Below are 17,789 nucleotides of genomic sequence, written 5' to 3'. Positions count from 1 at the left end.
AGATTTTTAATAAAGCACGTCGCATGTGCCCTACCATACAAGATCTGTTTTTAAAGCGGAATCTCTAAAAAGACAAAACATTCTCCTCTTTCAGAAGAAAACGGCCGATTAACCGTCGTTAGAGGCGTAGGGAATCCCGCAGAACCAAAAGGCTCTCCGCTCCCATGTTGAAGAGCAGATCCACAATGCTTAGGTTCGGGACAAATGCATATTTATCCCTGAAAACCTGATAATAGGGAAGTGGACGGAAGCGTTCGTCCGTTGCCCTATAATCCGTCTTCGGATGAATCGCATTGCGAAAATCGACCTCTCCCGGAGAAAATTTCGTCCGGTAATTCGTAGTTCCCGTTTTATCCGGATGAATGTCGAGGAGAGTGCAAACCATATCGCACAAGGCCTCGTTGTAGTCCCAAAGGAAGTCATATCTCTTTTCATAGAAAGGCCTGAAATCGTCGGCATAATATGCGAAGAAAGGGCTGTTTCCGTAGGCCGTTTCGAAGGCATTCCAATGCACACGACGCCAATTCCCATGTTCCGAGATACGAACATCTTTCATCAGGATCTTGTCCGATACGCCTTTTTCCGTCGGAACGCTCAACGAAAGAGGACCTTCAGGCGAGGCAATGATGCACCGGTTGCGATAAGTTTGTTTCACATAATGGTCATATCGTTCCACCCAAACCTTATCGGCATCGTACAGCTTCGTATAATATTCCACCGGTGCCAGATAGGCAGAGCTCAAATAAACCGTTTTCATCATCGAACGTTGCTAAACAGGCGGCCTTTACGGGTAGAGAACCACACGCTGCCCACCCTGCCGATCCAATGTGTATCGGGAACCAACCCGAACAAACGGGAATCGCACAGGTTGACGGGGTTATCCGATACTACCCAGCAATAATTTTTCGAAAAGATATAAGAAGTCACAGGAAAACCGTTTACATACAGGATGTCGTTCCTGACGGCCGCGAGTTTTCCCTCGTGTCGGGAGATAGTATTGCAAAGCAGTTTGACATTCCAGGGATGTATCTTTACCGTCAATCCTTTAGCGGGGATCATGAAAGGACGGCTCTCTCGCATATTATCTTCATATACAGGCGCAAGATTCCATTTTCCTTTCAATTCTTGCTGCAAGAGATCATATTCGCGACGGCTCAGACTCCGGATATAGTTGCCTTTCTGATAACCGACCAATGAACGTTCGTCAATGCCGAATTTTCTCAGAGCAGGCAACAGCGAGGATTCCGCCTCATGAGGATAAGAGAAAAGCAATTTGCTGTCAGGGCTCATTCCTCGATCGTTATCGATCGACAATTCGTCGTTCAACATCAGTGTATCGCCGGGCGCGCCCACGCAACGCCCCACAAAGATTTCGCGATTATAAATCTTGGTATTTATCTCCGTTGGATTGGGGTTATTAAACACGATGACATCGCCCTTTTTCATCGGACGTTCCATCCATCGTACTGTAGAAAAGGGCAATCGCAGACCATAGCTCCATTTGTTCACCAAGACTCTTTCACCTTGGTACAAACTATTCTCCATACCGGTGGAAGGGATAGTGCACGAAGTAACGACAAAAGCTTTGCTGAAGAGTACGACAACTATCACCGCAGTAACAGTCCGAAGCGCTATGACAAACCGACAAACTTTCACATTATTTAATATTACCGACGATGGAGAATAAACGGTTCCAACGGATCTTTCCTTCCAACCAACCACGGTCCTTATCCAAAGACAACCAAATAAAGATAGGCTTCCCAATGATATGATCCTCCGGAACGAAACCCCAGTAACGGGAATCCTGGGAATTATGCCGATTATCGCCCATCATCCAGTAATAATCCATCTTAAACGTATAAGTAGAGGCTTCTTTTCCGTTAATCAATATCTTGTCGTCCTTGACAATCAAGGCATTCCCTTCATAAACCCGAATAGGACGCTCGTAGAAAGGCAAGTTGTCTAAAGACAGCTGAACGGTCTCCCCTTTCTTCGGAATCCATAAAGGTCCGTAGTTGTCGCGCGTCCAACCCGTTTCCTTATTCATCGGATACAGCCAGTCGGAGCCAGTGTTCTCTTCGGGGTTATCGATACCGACAACGATGTCTTTTCGGACTAACAAGCCTTCTTTCGCACGCTTCGTCAAAGGCATATCGTAAACGGATTCTCTAGAGTAATAATAGGATAGATCCTCTTGCGAAATGCCTAATTCCCAAGCCAAATCTTCCGGTATTTGTTTCTTGGTCTTCACCAGATATTGATATTGCACATTGTCGGGTTCTTTATTGGGTTCCCCGTCCAAATAAACGATACGATCTTTTATCTCCAACGTCTGTCCCGGAAGTCCGACACACCGTTTTACGTAATTCTCGCGTATATCAACAGGGCGTGAAATAATGTCGCCGTACTTGTCCGGATTTTCTTCAATATATTTTTTACCGGTCTGGTAATAGTAATCGTACACGGTACGTTGTTGTTCCACACTCAAAGCAGACATATCAATGGGTTGAGACAATTTCTTTCCTATCGGATAGCAGAGCAAATACAATCCCTCCGCCGGGACTTTGGTTGCCAAGGAATCGCCTGCGGGAAAATTAAACACGACGATATCGTTTAATTTCACTTTTCCAAGCCCTTTCGAACGTTTATACTTCCATCGAGGCCAATCCAAATAAGATTTGCAATTCAGGACGGGAATCGTATGTGACGTCAACGGCATGTGTAACGGCGTTTGAGGAGTACGAGGTCCATAACTCATCTTGTTTACGAAAAGGTAATCGCCCACGAGAAGCGACTTTTCCAAGGACGAAGAGGGGATCACATAATTCTGAAAAAAATACAGGTTGACAAAATAAACGGCGACCAGCGCGAACACGATGGCATCCACCCAACTCATTATCGAGACGACCGTCGGGTTTTTCGATTTCCTCCACCATGCCCAAGGAATAAACTTCGTTATATACGCATCCACAATCAACGGAACGACGACCAAACCTAACCAACTGCGTATCCAACCAATAAATACAAACCAAATCAACAATGCGATGCCACATTTTACGATCTGTTTTCGTGCGGGTCTATTCATAAGCTCAAAGTAGTTTTATCTGCATCTTAAAATTGAAACAAGTCCTCCATCTTCAGAAAACCTTCGTGATCGGCCGTAAACTCGGCAGCAAGCACCGCTCCTAACGCCAGACCTTTCCGATTCTTCGCCTCGTGGGTAAAGGTAATGCGGTCGGCCTCTGAATCGTAACGGACGGAATGAATGCCAGGTACCTCGCCCGTACGGATAGAGTCGATCGACAATTCTTCAGGACCGCCACACGTGGCGGCCGATACGGTTCCGTCAGGTGCTTGCCGCGTTCCTTCCACCCATTTGGTTTTACGGGAGATACACTTCAGAATTTCTTCGGCTAACGTAATAGCCGTACCGCTTGGAGCATCCAGTTTATGGATATGGTGTGTCTCACTCATTGAAACATCATAGTTCGGAAAGTTATCCATGATATGAGCCAAGTATTTATTCACCGTAAAGAAAACATAGACACCCAAGCTGAAATTGGAAGACCAGAACAAGGTTCGATGTTCCTCCTTGCAACGTCTTTTCATTTCATCCCCATGCCGATCCATCCAACCAGTGCTTCCAGATACGACTTTCTTCCCTCTTTCAAAAGCTTTCATGCAATTGGCATAGGCCGTATCGGGCGAGGTGAATTCAATAACCACCTCCGCACGTCCAAATGCCTCTGAGTCGATGTCTTCCACATTATCCTTGTCGATGACGGAAACGATCTCATGACCGCGAGCTCTTGCGATTTTCTCGATTTCATGCCCCATTTTTCCGTACCCTATCAATGCCAATCTCATCGTTCTACTTTTTCTAAATATACTTGTCGCAAAGTTAGTGATTTCAAATGTAAATCGTTACATTTGTCCATTATTTACAACTCATTAACATGGAACGACTCCTACACTATTGCTGGAAACACAAGATCTTCCCTCTTACAACACTGTGGACTACCGACGGTCAGGCACTCGAAATCATCGATGTGGGATTGCAAAATACCGATGCGGGGCCCGACTTTTTCAACGCGAAGGTAAAAATCGACGACGTGCTTTGGATCGGCAACGTAGAAATACACGACCGAACTTCAGACTGGTTTCTCCACGGGCATGACAAAGATTTGTGCTACGATTCGGTCATCCTTCACATAGCGGAAACTGTAGACGTCAAGATAAGACGAAGCAACGGCGAACTTATACCGCAGCTCCAAATGACTTGTCCGGATTACGTTCGGAACAATTATCGCGAACTATTTGACTCCGACGCCTATCCTCCGTGTTATCGCATTATCCCGTCCCTATCCGATTTATTCATTCATTCTTGGATGGCGGCGTTGCAACTAGAACGTTTCGAAAAAAAGACCGAACAATTGAAAGAACGGATCGACCGCTGCAACGGAAATTGGGAAGATGCATTCTTCATCACCCTATCTCGAAATTTCGGCTTCGGAATCAACGGCGAAGCGTTCGAAACATGGGCGAACATCCTCCCTCTACGCGCATTGGATAAACATCGGGACAACCTCTTTCAAGTGGAAGCTTTATTCTTCGGTCAGGCAGGTATTTTGGAAGAGACAAAAGGAGACGCCTACTATTTACACCTGAAAAAGGAGTACGACTTTCTGGCCTACAAGTTTCAACTCACCCCCATGAACGGGAATCTATGGAAATTCCTCCGGTTGCGCCCAGCCAACTTCCCCCATGTTCGGATCGCTCAATTAGCTTGCCTGTACCACCGTTCTTATGGGTTGATCTCGCAAGTGACGGAAGCGGATACCTTGAAAAAACTGCGTGATCTCTTCAGAGGAGGAACTTCCGAATATTGGGTGACGCATTATACTTTCGGAGGCAGCTCGCCAAACTGTCCGAAAACCTTGAGCGACAATTCACTGAATCTCATCATCATCAATACAATCGTTACTTTTCTCTATGCGTACGGCCATCATAAATCGGATGAAAACCTTTGTCTGCGCGCCGGGAAACTCTTAGAAGAATTGCCTCCCGAATACAATCACATCACCCGGATGTGGGAAGCATGTGGAATAACCGCGACGCATGCAGGAGATTCGCAAGCCTTAATCCAATTGAAGAAAGCATACTGCGATAAGAAAAAATGTTTATTTTGCCGCATCGGATACGAATATTTGAAACGTAATTCCACGACTATTCCGAAAAAAGATTAGCTTTGCAAACAATGAAGGATTATATTTACGAATTAAAGATGAAGGTTCGCGATTACGAGTGCGATCTTCAAGGTATTGTCAACAATGCCAATTACCAACATTACATCGAACATACCCGTCATGAATTTCTCGCCGCTGTAGGCCTGAGTTTCGCCCGATTGCACGAAGAAGGAGTCGATCCCGTGGTGGCACGGTTAACCATCTCGTTCAAAACCCCCTTGCGTAGCGGTGAAGAATTCGTCTCCAAGTTGAATCTCTGCAAAGATGGTATCAAATATGTATTCTACCAAGATATTTATCGGCTGTCCGATATGAAAACAATCATTAAATCGGTAGTGGAATGCGTATGCATTATCGACGGCAAACTTCGTACAAGTGAGCTTTTCGACCGAACTTTCACTCCTTATTTCCAAACCTGATGGATGAGCGTTTCTACAGTATCGTCTTGAGCTGTATTCCCGGAATAGGCCCGGCCCACGCACGACATTTGATCACCGCCATGGGAAGCGCCCAAGCCGTTTTTGAGCAAAAGGCCGAATTGAAGGACAGGTTTCCGACGATGAATAAAAAGATGGCGGATTCGCTATCCTGTCCTAATGCTTTTCTGCGCGCAGAAGAAGAGATGAAGTTCATCGAAAAGAATCAAATACGTTGCCTAACGATGCAAGACGAAGATTATCCCTCGCGCCTGCGCGAATGCGACGATGCGCCGATCGTTTTATTCTATCGCGGTAAAGCCGACATGAATGCACCGAAGGTGATTACTATGGTAGGAACCCGTAGAGCGACCTCGTACGGGCAGGATATCTGTTCGCATTTCCTGTCAGATCTGTCAACCTTCCTTCCCGACCTGCTCGTGGTAAGCGGATTGGCCTACGGCATCGACGTTTGCTCCCATCGAGCAGCCTTGGAAAACGGATACGATACCATCGGAGTCTTAGCACACGGGCTCGATCGGCTGTACCCCTCACTACATCGCGGTACGGCCATAAAGATGATCGAGCAGGGAGGCCTCCTCACCGAATTCCTGACGAGGACCAATCCCGACAGACAGAATTTCGTCATGCGAAACCGCATTGTCGCAGGCATGAGCGATGCGACCATCATTGTGGAATCGGCGATAAAAGGAGGGGCTTTGATTACGGCAGAGCTCGCAGGGAGTTATCAGCGGGATTGTTTCGCTTTTCCCGGCAGAATCAACGACGAGTTTTCTGCGGGATGCAACAACTTGATAAAGAATAACAAAGCGGGATTGATCACCTCTGCAAAGGATTTTATCGAAACGATGGGATGGAACACGGGCAATGCCAAACCCCAAGTGATACAGCGGCAACTCTTTCCCAATTTAAACGAGGAAGAACAAGCCGTCGTGGATCGATTACAACGGGCAACCGAGGGATTGCAAATCAATACCCTGGTCGTCGAGACCAACATCCCCGTCCATCGAATAAGTGTTCTGCTCTTCGGGTTGGAAATGAAAGGTATCATTCGCGCACAAGCCGGAGGAATGTACAGGATGGTAAATTAACATAGAAACATTTCACACGAAAAGAACAGAAAGCCGACGGAAAATTACTGTTGCACGCCCTTCATATCGATATTAAGTGCTATTCCGCCAATATTTTTCGATCCCCAAAAGGATTATCAAAATTTTTAATTATTTTTGAACCTCAATTTAAAGAATTAAATTAACTGATTAATGAATGCATCTTTAGTCAAAGAAATCAGCGGAAACAGCAAAAGAAGTCTTCAGAAGAAAAGAATACTCCGCCACCTTATCTACAACGGAAGCGCCACGATCACGGAGATGGCCAAAGAATTCCGCGTGAGCATACCTACCGTTACGAAACTTGTCAATGACCTTACGGCGAAAGGAATCATCGTCGAATCGGGAAAGAAGGAGAACAACAGCGGCCGACAGCCCGCCCTTCATTCGCTCAATCCGGATTCGGGGTATTTCATCGGAGTTGACCCCGGCGATTCTTTCGTAAACATAGGGTTAATCGACTTTAAAGGCGACATGATCAAAGAGAGAACGAACATCCCCTACGAATTCGAAAATACGCCCGAAGCCTTGGATATCCTTTGCGAAATTGTAAAAAGTTTTATCGAAGAAACCAACATCGATAAGAGCCTCATACTGAACATTTGCATCAATATTCCCGGGCGCGTCAACCATATCAAAGGGTACAGTTACAGCATCTTCAACTTCTCCAACAGGCCGTTGGCCGATATATTCAGCGAAAAGATCGGACTGATGGTCTGCATCGACAATGACACCCGTTCCATGACCTACGGAGAATATGTGGCAGGAGTTTCCAGACGTCAGAAGAATGTCATTTTTATCAATGTCAGTTGGGGACTTGGCATGGGCATTATCATCGATGGGAAGATCTATGCCGGCAAATCCGGCTTCTCGGGGGAATTAGGGCACATGAAAGCATTCGACAATGAAATACTCTGCCACTGCGGAAAGAAAGGATGCTTGGAAACGGAGGTTTCCGGAAGAGCCCTCCATCGGATCCTTCTGAAAAGAATTTCGAACGGCGAGAAATCGATTTTATCCGACCGGGTTGCCAAAAGAGAGCAGATGACGCTAAACGATATGATCGAAGCTATCAATAAAGAAGATTTGGTTTGTATCGACACCATCGAAGAGATTGCTGACAAGTTGGGGAAAAACCTTGCCGGCATCATCAATCTCTTCAATCCGGACATGTTGGTCATCGGCGGTTCGCTTGCCAAAACAGGCGACTATCTGACGCAACCGATAAAGATGGCGATCAAAAAATACTCGCTGAACATCGTCAACGAAGATTCGCAGATCGTTTGTTCCACGTTGGTCGATAAAGCTGGCATCGTCGGCGCCTGTACAATTGCAAGAGCTCGTATTTTCGATTGAGCCTTTCGACAATCTTTCAGAGAAAGCGAAACGGCTGTGCCAAAACTTTCATTTTGCCCCAACCGTTTCGCTTACAAAGAGACGACTCACTTTTTCGTAAACAAATCCATCACGAGCTCAAAGTCGGAATCCCGATGTGAAGATTCCCAAGGAGCAACTTCCGAAGGAGATTTGTAGGCGTCCAACCATATCTTTGCCTTTGCCGCGTCGCCTTGATAAATAGCCGTACAGCATCGAGCCATGATATCGTCACCGTATTTTGCCCACGTCTTCACCAAGGCGTCAGCTTCCTGTTGTTTTCCTAAAGCCTTCAGAGAAAGCGCATTCAACAAATCGGCCGATTTGAAATAAGTGGCGTCGCTCTTATAGTCGGTCACTTTTCGATAAAATGCTATCGCCTTTTCTTTATCGCCCAATTTTTCTTGAGCCTCGGCAGCCAAATAATTCTCCAAACGAGTATCGTTATAACGATCGAAAGGTTTACCTACACCTAAGTTCTCCGGCCAGATCTCGGACGCTTCGATCTCTTTCTGAGCTGCTCGCCCCTTCCCTTTATTCAAACAGTCGACAGCTTTGTTCAGATGCGCCCTGCGATAAACGACGCGCCCTTCCCAAGCACCTTCATTAGGCAATACGGTCAACCCGCTCAACAGAGAAATACATTTGTCGTTTTGTCCTAACTGACATAACACGTTTGCATATTTCAAACCGATGATATAATTCCCCGGATAAAGTTTCATATATTTCCTACCGATTTTTTCAGCGTTCTTCCAATCCTTCTGTTCCATGTAGTAATGCTGCAAAGCGAAACCGACCCGCCACGATTTCTCCATCTGTTCCGCTTTTTTCAGGTCGGCCAACTTCGCTTCTCCGCTACGCAACGAGGCGCGGGTCAGATAAAACGGAGCAAAATCGACGTTCTCGCAGCCCTCCAAGAGCACTTTCGCTTTATCGGTTTGTCGATTCGCCCAGTAAATCAATGCGCGGTAATAATCGATCTTCCAATTCTTCGATCGGTCGGCCGCCCAATTCAGGGAGATTAAGGTAGAAGGGCGATGCGGGAATACCAGCAAGGGAGATTCGCTATCGCTCTCTTTCAACAGCGAAGAAGCTTCTTCCGTCTTCCCCGTCAGGGCAAGCAAATAAGCCCGTTTATACGTTGCAATCGGATAAGAGTCGATCATCGAAAGCAGTTCGATGGCATCCTCATAGCTCTCGATCTCTTCATATTCGTTGGCCAACTCCATATATACTTCCTGAACCAATTCGTTCCGGATAGCAGCAGTGAAATCAGTCTTGCTGATCACACCCGACTTGTAAGCTTCGTAACGTACCGGATGATACAGCGGTTCATCCTTCAACACCTTTTCGATCAAGTCTCTCGCTTTGGCACTCTGATTCGACTTCCGATAAATCGTCATAAGCAACCGTTCGGCGCTTAAGTTCTTTGCATTCGATTCCAAGGACAACGAGGCGAAATGCGCCGCTTTCACATAATCCTCGTCAGCCACAAACATTTCCGCCAGCTTTTCATAAGCCGCACTCCGAACCTCTGTCGAACGCGAGGCCACAGAGAAGCCGTCCTTCGCATCGATGACATTCCCTAAAATCCGATTACAAAGTCCGTACAAATAATTCGTCTTCCCGTCATAAGCATTGACGGACAAGGCTTTCCTACAAAGCTCCAACGCTTCTTTGTACTTTCCTTCACGATAATACAGGGAAGCCAAGCAATACTGAGCAGGCATATAGTGGGGATCTTTCTCCAGACAATTTTTTAAATTCATCTCCGCCTTCGAGAAATTTTTCTGATTCAACAACTGTTCTCCTTTCAAATACAAACCGTAAACCGAAGTCCAATCGAAATCCGTCGGTGTCTCTTTCGGCCGATGCAGGATATTATCAGAAGGTTTTTCCGAATATGTTAACAAATGGTTTCCTATCCGAATTTTCAGTGTTCCCTCATGCTGCAAAGAGCCCGTCAAAGGGATCTCATTTTCCCACACTTTCAACACCTCCGTCCGGAAAGGGAACGTTTTCACCAGTCGATCGTCGTCATATACTTTCATCTCCGTATTCAGTTCCTGCAAAGGAGAGAAAAGGATCTTCAGCCGACCGTCCTCACGCATCACATTCAAGGCGCCGTAGTTGTTTGCTTTCAAGACATTCCCGATATGCTCGACGGGAAACCAATACTCCGTCCAATCATCCGTACCTTGAGGAGCAAAAGCAGTGTGCTTATAAGGAGTATATCCGCTCTCTTCTGCCGGCTGATTGAACATTCTTCCCGATTGCAGCTCGATGTACTGACCGTGACCATCGGTCAACAAATCTTCCCAAATAGCGCCTCGACGAGCTATTCCCCACAAGAAGATCTTCATGCCTAACTTATCCACATAATCCGCATAATGAACGGAACCGAAACCGTTATCATGCCAATAGACGCCATAGAAATCATTATACTTGCCCAAGACATGAAAAGAGGAAGAAGAGCCGGAATTGTTTCCCTTATAAGTTCCGATATGACGCCCTTCCGGATCGTAAGGAAACGAATGCAAATCGCCCCCATGCCCGATATAATTCGTTCCCGGATAACAGAATTCGGCATCCCCGTCGGCCTGATAACCGGCATTCATCCATTGATAGTAGGGTTGATCGATATCCGAGCCGTTATGCCAAACGGTACGGGTGGTAAAATAAGCCTTATCGGCTGGGACATTCACCTCAACCGTCCACCAAGTATGAGTGACCCATTCATACGAAGAGATATAACAACTCGCACTGCCGTCACCCTTCTTTTCGGTCAGATAATCGACGGGAGTAGCCGTAGAAGGGACATGACCGATAATACCGAAATTGAATTCGATGCCGCCGGAAGTCCAAGGTCCGCGCATGGCAATATTTCGGAATTTCATTACATTGTTTTGATAAACGAATTCCCGATTTGTCGTCTTATCGACGGCTCCCCATATTTTCCCCCCTACTTCCGGTAAAAGGGTGACCTTTATATACGGATTCTCCAACTTCACTACTTTCCAATTTCGATCTGTCCCCTGAACGGTATATCCGTCGAAGCGAAAGTAAGGATAGATAGAACGGGACGGCTCTGCTACAGGATTCGGATCGGAAAAGGGATACGTCTTCACAGACTGACTGATTTCCTTCACCGTCGCCTGCGCCAACCCTTGCATAACACTTATTACTAAACACACTGTTAAAAAAACATGCTTCATGATCATACTATTTAGTTGTATTTATAATAATGAATAAACCTTTATTTTTTCGATACTTACTCTACACCCAAGTCCTTAAAAGTTCGCGGAGCCGGTACCTTAGGCAGCGGCTGACGGGTTTTCAATTCTTCCAACGCCACTTCGATAGCTTTGTTCAACTGCTGATCTTCACCCATCTGCTCCTTTATCGGGTCGTTGTCAATCAGAATATCCGGATCGACACCGTGGTTCTCTACGATCCACTCTCCCGTCTTCGCATCGTAATTGGTGAAGAAAGGAACACGTACATCCGTTCCGTCCATATAAGGCAAAGAACCGCTGATACCGATGATACCTCCCCACGTACGAGTGCCGATAACCTTTCCGATTTTATTCGCCTTGAAGCTCCACGGGAACAGATCCCCGTCGGAAGCGGAATACTTATTGATCAACAACACTTTAGGACCTACCTGCGTCGCGTCCGGTATCGTACCGGTCTTCGTCGAACCTCGCCTCATAGTCATTCGGTACGGTTGGCGAAGCAAGCGCTCGATGATCATTGGCGATACGTTGCCTCCTCCATTGGCGCGGTCGTCGATGATCAACGCTTCCTTATCCAATTGAGGGTAAAAATAACGGGCGAACTCGTTCAAACCTTCCACGCCCATATCCGGGATATAGATATAACCGACCCGACCGTGGGTCGCCTTTTCTACTTTCCTGATATTATCCTGCACCCAATTATAATGGTACAAAGGATATTCGTTTTCTATCGGATTCACCACCACCTTCCTCGTCTCTTTCTCGGAAGGCGAGCCGCTAACGCTCAATTCCGTCAAAACATCAGCTTTGCCCACGAGCAATTTATAGATATTATCGACAGATTTCGTCGATATGCCATCCACAGCCACGATGTAATCGCCTTCTTTCACATCCAGTCCTTGCTCTGTCAGCGGCGAACGAAGCTCTTTGCTGTAAACGGCTCCCGGAAGGATTTTATCGATGCGGTAATAGCCACTCTTGTCGCGGCTCAATTCCGCTCCGAGCAAGCCCATCGAGATTTTCTCCGGACGCGGCGTCTGTCCGGGATTGATATAAGCATGGCCGCAAGCCAATTCGGCAATCATTCCTGCAATGATATAATTCAAATCGATACGTGTCTTGGCATAAGGCACCAGCTGCCCATATTTTTCCTTCAATGCTTTCCAGTCTACCTCGTGCATGTTCTCCAAATAAAAGCCGTCACGGTAAGCCCGCCAAGTCTCATCGAAGATTTGCGGCCATTCTTTCGAATAATCCACCGGAGCGACCATATGCTTCAGGTTAACGGCTTTTTCCAACGAAGCCTTATTGCATGGAAAATCATTCACATAGATTTCTCCCTGCTTGTAGAACAATGCCTTTTTTCCGTCCGCCGATACATCCATCGAAGCGCCTTCGGCCACCGTTTCCTCTTTTTGTTCATTCAAATCATATACCTTCGTGTCCCGTCCGGCCGCATACCAGATCTTTTTTCCGTCGGAATAGAAATTACCGTAATAATTGGCTGACAACGGCAATTTAATCAATCGTCCGGGCAGCCCGTCGGTATCGATCTTCATCGGCTTGTCTGCTTTCGATTCGGATTTCTCATCCTTATCCGCCGGCGTACCTTCTTTTTTCACGTTCACCTTGTCGTCTTTCTCCAAGAACGGTGAAGGCGTATCCTTGGCCAATAACGCCATATACACGCCGCCCATCCGATTGTAGGCGTAGTTCCATTCCACGCTGCTGTAGGTCGGATTCAAGTCGCGTTCCGAAGAGAAAATCAAATACTTTCCATCCCGACTGAATGCGGGGGAAGAGGAATCATACCATTTTTCCGTCACCGGATATTCCTTACCGGAAGCGATATCATACACGTACACGACACTCATATTGTTAGTCCCCGATTTGGTATACGTGATCCATTTGCCGTCGGGCGAATATTCCACCTCGTAGAATTCTCCTTCCGGGTTCTGCAGCAAGGTTCGTTTCGATTTCGATGCAACATCCACTTCTACGATTCGGTTCCGTCGGTCGGTATACAACATTTTCTTGCTGTCCGGACTCCACTTCAACCGACGGATATAGGTATCGTTGTGCTCGGTTAGCTGTATCGGTTCGTTTTCATCGACCGCCTGCAGCCAGATTTCCGTCTCCCCCGTCTTATCACTGATATAAGCGATGTATTTCCCATCCGGACTCCAGTCCGCTCCACGTTCGTTGGCTCCGGGGGTACGGGTAATATCTCGGGTGACGCCTTCCTTAACCGGAACGTCGAACACTTCTCCACGGGCTGTAACAACCAACCGGTTTCCGTCAGGGGCAATACTTGCCGTCGTAAGGTTTTTGCTCACCTGTTTCAGTTCGCTGCGGGCGTAAAGATGATCGGCATTCAACGTGATTCTGATTTTCGTCGATTGCCGTGTCTTCGGGTCAAGTTTATACAGATAACCGCCGTTTTCAAAAACAATCAGCTGTCCGTTAGTACTCGGAAATTTCACGTCGTAGTCGCTGAAGTCCGTCACTTTCTCGGTTTGCTTGGTCTTCGTATGATAGACAAAGATATTCATCCGCCTGTCCCTGTCCGAAAGGAAGAAGATTTCGTCGCCAATCCACATGGGGATGATATCCTGTGCTGGATTTTCGGTGATGTTATCCACTTTCTCTGCCGAAGGATCATAAATCCAGATATCGTCCGCCATCCCTCCCCGATAGTATTTCCAATTACGGAATTCGCGCATGACTCGATTATAAGCCATTTTCTTTCCGTCCGGCGAATAGCTGCAAAAGCCCCCTTCGGGCAAGGGGATCTGTTCCGACATGCCGCCGTCTTTGGAGATTGTCCAGAGCTTTCCTTCAAAACCGTCACCAATGCGATTGCGGTAAACAATCCGCTTCCCATCGGCAGTCCACGTCATCACGATGTTATTCGGCCCCATCCGGTCGCCTAAATCATCGCGGCGATTGGTCGACGTATACGTCAACCGGATCGGTTCCCCTCCATTGGCCGAAATCAAATAGACTTCCGTATTCCCGTCGTACTGACCTGTAAAGGCGATCGCTTTTCCGTCCGGCGAAAAACGGGCGAACATTTCGTATCCCACATGCGAGGTAAGCCGCGTAGCGTCGCCGCCATTCAACGGGGCTTTATACAAATCGCCTCCGTAAGAAAATACCACATCTGTTCCGTTTGTCGTAGGAAAGCGGAGCAATCGCGCTTCTTGGGCGGAAGCAAACCCTATCCATCCCATCCACATCAAAGAGAAAAGAATTTTCTTTTTCATAATCGACCATTTTATTTTTATTGGGTCAAATTTACTGCTTTTTCTCGAGAACGGCTTTTTTTCGTCCGGTTTTCTGTTGAAAGTGGAGGATCCCCCTCTCTCCTTTTCATTCCGTTTACACTTGTTCGAAATAAAAAAGCATACGTCCGTTCGGAACGATACCCAACTGAAGTTTTGCCGACTTCGGCAACGGCCTTTTCACAAAAAAGAAGGAGGAACCTGATGGTGTTTTACAAAAGCCTCCGCATATTTACAACGGTTCTGCAACCCGCGGAATTGTTCCATCCGATCGTGGTACATGCCAAAGACCTCGTCCATGTGTTGACTGACATGACAACGGCAGGCGCGGTGTTTTTCCTCCACCACCGAATCGATATTCACAAAATCCGTAGGGGCGAACAGCTGAGTTTGCTGCCCCGACTCCACTTCGAAATAATACAATTCGAACGGGCGATTCATTTTCAACCAGGCATCGTAAACCAAGATCGAACAGATCCGATGATCCCGATGTCCGTCGATCGGCCAATGGGTCAGCACAACATCGGGACTCTCCTTGCGGATAAAATCGTACATTTCGACATAACGCGCAGAAGTAATCTCACAATTGCCGTCGGTCTGACTCAGAAATTCCGCCCTTGCCCCCATTATTTCGCACGCTTTCAAGGCCTCCGCCATGCGGATGCGCGCCGCTTCTTCCTGTGTTTTTCCCTCTATACCGGCTTCGCCATGTGTCAAATAACAAGAAACAATCTCGTAACCGGCACGCGAAAGCAAGACGACAGTGCCTCCGCATCCCGTTTCGGCATCGTCGGGATGTGCTCCGACAACTATTATTTTCGCTGTTTTTCTGATTTGCGTTCTATACTGTTCTCCCGCACTGAAAACAGGTAAACCAAAAATACTCATTCCAGCAGTCGCACCTGCTAATTGAAGCATTTTTCTTCTTGAAATCGATTTCATCATCGGTAAATTAATTGCAAAATCCGTGTCTTTTTAAAAAATCGTACGCTCCGTCCCGATAAACCCGATGCCCTCCTTCGCCGAAATAGAGTTCGCAGTTAGCGGGAACACCGGCGGCAGCATATATTTCCTGTAAATGAACGAAAGCTTTTTTCGTTTCGACAGCCGGAAAAATCTCGTCGTATCGACCGTTGGTTGCACCAAACAGGCGCGGAGCGGTCAGTCCGGCAATGTCAGACATCTCTCCGTAATCCAGTATTCCCGAAATATAATTACAATCGCAATGATGTATCGAGCCGATACTTCCGGTAAAAGTACAGAAATAGGAAGAAGGCATCGACGCGGCAATACGGGTATCGCAGGCACCGGCAAACAAACTGACCGTACCACCCCCGGAATTGCCGTACACCACGATTTTCGACGCATCCACCGGCAACTTTTCCAATGCCCAATCGATCAGTTTCATCACATCCCATACCCGGTCGCCGATAGGAGTGCGCCCGACCAACAGGTCGTGCATCAGCAACGTCCGACAGGAAGAGAGGGCGCCGTTTTCGATATCCTGCGCAGTACGCGTTTTCCCGAACCCTCGTGTGGTCGGCGCAATGGCGATGAACCCCCGTTTGACCGCCTGCACGGAGATATCGTACTCGCCTTCCAGTTCTTCTCGTCTTTCTTCTTCGGAATGATATATCCCGGCATATGCTTCGGTATTCTTCCCGTGTCCGTGAGGAGAGATCATCAACGGATACTTGTCCTTTCTCTCTTTGGGAAACAGGATGATGAAGGGTAACGGCACGGTCGGCTCCGTCCAGATCACCCAGCGTTCTCTGAGGGCAAAACCGATGTCTTCGGAATCGATTTTCTTCGCTTTGGGTTCAAAATCTTTCAGTTGAGAAGCAATCTTTGCAATTCCCAATTTTTCCATCAACCGGGGTCGAAATGTTTTCTGCCAGGCAATGAAATCCGCCTTGTCCTTTCCATGGAAAGCATATTTCATCTCCGCATTTTCGTACAATTCGCAGAAATAATCGAGGGCATTGAAACCCGGCACGCATTCCATACTCCTATCTTTTCGTTCCGGTGCGATACCGCTCTCTTGAAGCGCCCGTCCTTTACACTGCCCCAATAAAACGATCAGCAGAAAGGACGCTATTCCCTTTACTCGATTCATCGCGGTTAATCCTCTCATCTTGTTTAACAGCGTTATAATCATTCTTGCGAATCCAGCTCATAAAAACGCACCCAGTCGATATACATCTCCACAGGCAAATCGTCCGGCTCTACGGTACCGACCCATTTCCCCCCGAGTTGCATGTCCAAGAGCAGATAATGCCGGTAATTGGCGAAGGGGAACTGTCCTTTCTTGTCGGTCCGAATCCTCGGGTAGGTAAACGTATGCATATCATTCACAAAAAAGCAGAGGCTGTCGGCATGTTTTTCCAGCACGTAAATATTGTAACCGTTCCTATCGATAGGACCGGTGCTTCCCTGCGGCGGATCTTTCATTCCAAGGTCGAGCGTATAATGGCTGTGCACGGTCTGATACGCGATATCGTCGTCATTCAAGCGTTCCATTACATCGATTTCGCCGCCATGAGGATAGGGCGCTTCGTCCGTCAGCATCCAGAAAGCAGGCCATGCTCCTTTCGCACCGTTGAGTTTGGCCCGGATTTCCAACCTCCCCAATCCGAACGTTTTTCTGCCTTTACTGAATACGCCGCCGGTAATGAAAGGCGCCGTGTCGTTCGGGAGGACAGTATTTTTCATCCCGCGCAAAATAAGATTCCCCGCTTCCACCGCAAACAGGGAGTCATAACTGCTCATATAGTTGTTCCAATCGCTGCCTCCGCGCGGTATTTTCGTCCACGTGTCTTCATCGATGGCATTGCCGTCGAAATTCTCTTCCCATACCAATTTCCATTTTTTTTCGGATGTCTGTTGCTGCGTACAGGCCATCAAGGCCAATATCGCCATAAGAGTAAACATAATTCGATGCTTCATTTTCATTTTATTAAACATTATTGAGCGGATAAAACATATTTCTTAAAGTCATTCAGATGATCTCGGTATCCCGCGATGAGTTCGATCTCTTCTCTTTCCCGTACTTTCTCATTATCGGCGACGATCGCCGACCACTCTTTCCAAGCTTTCACCATCG

Annotated in this window: 14 protein-coding genes; 4 read left to right on the top strand and 10 right to left on the bottom strand. The window is 47.1% G+C overall.

Going from position 1 to position 17,789, the window contains the following annotated elements:
- Nucleotides 1-118 precede the first annotated feature (118 nt).
- From BN102_RS02110 to dapB, 4 genes are read right to left on the bottom strand one after another with little or no spacing between them, the layout of a single operon-like run.
- Complete coding sequence (locus BN102_RS02110; protein ID WP_019207413.1) at nt 119-760, bottom strand: WbqC family protein; 642 nt, start codon at nt 758-760, stop codon at nt 119-121.
- Nucleotides 757-1,656 (bottom strand): signal peptidase I, encoded by a 900-nt coding sequence (lepB, locus tag BN102_RS02105; RefSeq protein WP_021311789.1) that lies wholly within the window; start codon nt 1,654-1,656, stop codon nt 757-759. Before lepB (BN102_RS02105) ends, BN102_RS02110 begins: the two co-directional genes overlap by 4 nt.
- Nucleotide 1,657: 1 nt before the next feature.
- Nucleotides 1,658-3,085: a signal peptidase I gene (gene lepB, locus BN102_RS02100; protein ID WP_019207411.1), complete on the bottom strand. Its 1,428-nt coding sequence runs from the start codon at nt 3,083-3,085 to the stop codon at nt 1,658-1,660.
- Between the two features lie 26 nt (nt 3,086-3,111).
- On the bottom strand, nt 3,112-3,867 hold the full coding sequence (gene dapB, locus BN102_RS02095) for a 4-hydroxy-tetrahydrodipicolinate reductase (protein ID WP_019207410.1): 756 nt from the start codon (nt 3,865-3,867) through the stop codon (nt 3,112-3,114).
- An 89-nt stretch (nt 3,868-3,956) separates the two neighbouring features.
- Between dapB and BN102_RS02090 the strand changes: the two genes are divergently transcribed.
- The 4 genes from BN102_RS02090 (at nt 3,957) to BN102_RS02075 (ending at nt 8,148) form a co-directional block, all read left to right on the top strand.
- A complete protein-coding gene (locus tag BN102_RS02090; protein ID WP_019207409.1) occupies nt 3,957-5,246 on the top strand; it encodes a DUF2851 family protein in 1,290 nt (429 codons plus the stop codon).
- Between the two features lie 11 nt (nt 5,247-5,257).
- Complete coding sequence (locus tag BN102_RS02085) at nt 5,258-5,665, top strand: acyl-CoA thioesterase (protein WP_019207408.1); 408 nt, start codon at nt 5,258-5,260, stop codon at nt 5,663-5,665.
- Entirely contained in the window at nt 5,665-6,774 is a 1,110-nt protein-coding gene (gene dprA, locus BN102_RS02080) for a DNA-processing protein DprA (RefSeq protein ID WP_019207407.1), read from the top strand. The genes BN102_RS02085 and dprA overlap by 1 nt, the downstream gene beginning before the upstream one ends.
- A gap of 171 nt (nt 6,775-6,945) precedes the next feature.
- A complete protein-coding gene (locus BN102_RS02075) occupies nt 6,946-8,148 on the top strand; it encodes an ROK family transcriptional regulator (RefSeq protein ID WP_019207406.1) in 1,203 nt (400 codons plus the stop codon).
- A gap of 86 nt (nt 8,149-8,234) precedes the next feature.
- On the opposite strand, the gene BN102_RS02070 is transcribed toward BN102_RS02075, so the two are convergent.
- The 6 genes from BN102_RS02070 to BN102_RS10815 form a co-directional block, all read right to left on the bottom strand.
- Entirely contained in the window at nt 8,235-11,339 is a 3,105-nt protein-coding gene (locus BN102_RS02070) for a DUF5107 domain-containing protein (RefSeq protein ID WP_019207405.1), read from the bottom strand.
- A 98-nt stretch (nt 11,340-11,437) separates the two neighbouring features.
- Entirely contained in the window at nt 11,438-14,668 is a 3,231-nt protein-coding gene (locus tag BN102_RS02065; protein ID WP_019207404.1) for a S41 family peptidase, read from the bottom strand.
- Nucleotides 14,669-14,866: 198 nt separating this feature from the next.
- The gene (locus tag BN102_RS10490; protein WP_019207403.1) at nt 14,867-15,631 is read right to left on the bottom strand and encodes a PIG-L deacetylase family protein; all 765 of its coding nucleotides are present in this window, start codon (nt 15,629-15,631) and stop codon (nt 14,867-14,869) included.
- A 7-nt stretch (nt 15,632-15,638) separates the two neighbouring features.
- A complete protein-coding gene (locus tag BN102_RS10665; protein ID WP_245545296.1) occupies nt 15,639-16,820 on the bottom strand; it encodes an alpha/beta hydrolase family protein in 1,182 nt (393 codons plus the stop codon).
- A gap of 20 nt (nt 16,821-16,840) precedes the next feature.
- Complete coding sequence (locus BN102_RS02050) at nt 16,841-17,638, bottom strand: glycoside hydrolase family 16 protein (RefSeq protein ID WP_156810917.1); 798 nt, start codon at nt 17,636-17,638, stop codon at nt 16,841-16,843.
- A gap of 11 nt (nt 17,639-17,649) precedes the next feature.
- Entirely contained in the window at nt 17,650-17,787 is a 138-nt protein-coding gene (locus tag BN102_RS10815; RefSeq protein WP_019207400.1) for a hypothetical protein, read from the bottom strand.
- Nucleotides 17,788-17,789: the final 2 nt, after the last annotated feature.

Origin of the sequence: Phocaeicola abscessus CCUG 55929 (assembly GCF_000312445.1) — a bacterium.
Taxonomy (GTDB): domain Bacteria; phylum Bacteroidota; class Bacteroidia; order Bacteroidales; family Bacteroidaceae; genus Phocaeicola; species Phocaeicola abscessus.
This window is presented reverse-complemented; position numbering and strand designations above follow the sequence as displayed.

Coding starts and splice junctions, on each gene's coding strand:
- dprA (WP_019207407.1), top strand. CDS start 5,665: ATGGATGAGCGTTTCTACAGTATCGTCTTGAGCTGTATTCCCGGAATA.
- BN102_RS02065 (WP_019207404.1), bottom strand. CDS start 14,668: ATGAAAAAGAAAATTCTTTTCTCTTTGATGTGGATGGGATGGATAGGG.
- BN102_RS02070 (WP_019207405.1), bottom strand. CDS start 11,339: ATGCAAGGGTTGGCGCAGGCGACGGTGAAGGAAATCAGTCAGTCTGTG.
- BN102_RS02090 (WP_019207409.1), top strand. CDS start 3,957: ATGGAACGACTCCTACACTATTGCTGGAAACACAAGATCTTCCCTCTT.
- BN102_RS02075 (WP_019207406.1), top strand. CDS start 6,946: ATGAATGCATCTTTAGTCAAAGAAATCAGCGGAAACAGCAAAAGAAGT.
- BN102_RS02085 (WP_019207408.1), top strand. CDS start 5,258: ATGAAGGATTATATTTACGAATTAAAGATGAAGGTTCGCGATTACGAG.
- dapB (WP_019207410.1), bottom strand. CDS start 3,867: ATGAGATTGGCATTGATAGGGTACGGAAAAATGGGGCATGAAATCGAG.
- BN102_RS10665 (WP_245545296.1), bottom strand. CDS start 16,820: ATGAGAGGATTAACCGCGATGAATCGAGTAAAGGGAATAGCGTCCTTT.
- lepB (WP_019207411.1), bottom strand. CDS start 3,085: ATGAATAGACCCGCACGAAAACAGATCGTAAAATGTGGCATCGCATTG.
- BN102_RS02110 (WP_019207413.1), bottom strand. CDS start 760: ATGATGAAAACGGTTTATTTGAGCTCTGCCTATCTGGCACCGGTGGAA.
- BN102_RS10490 (WP_019207403.1), bottom strand. CDS start 15,631: ATGATGAAATCGATTTCAAGAAGAAAAATGCTTCAATTAGCAGGTGCG.
- BN102_RS10815 (WP_019207400.1), bottom strand. CDS start 17,787: ATGGTGAAAGCTTGGAAAGAGTGGTCGGCGATCGTCGCCGATAATGAG.
- BN102_RS02050 (WP_156810917.1), bottom strand. CDS start 17,638: ATGAAAATGAAGCATCGAATTATGTTTACTCTTATGGCGATATTGGCC.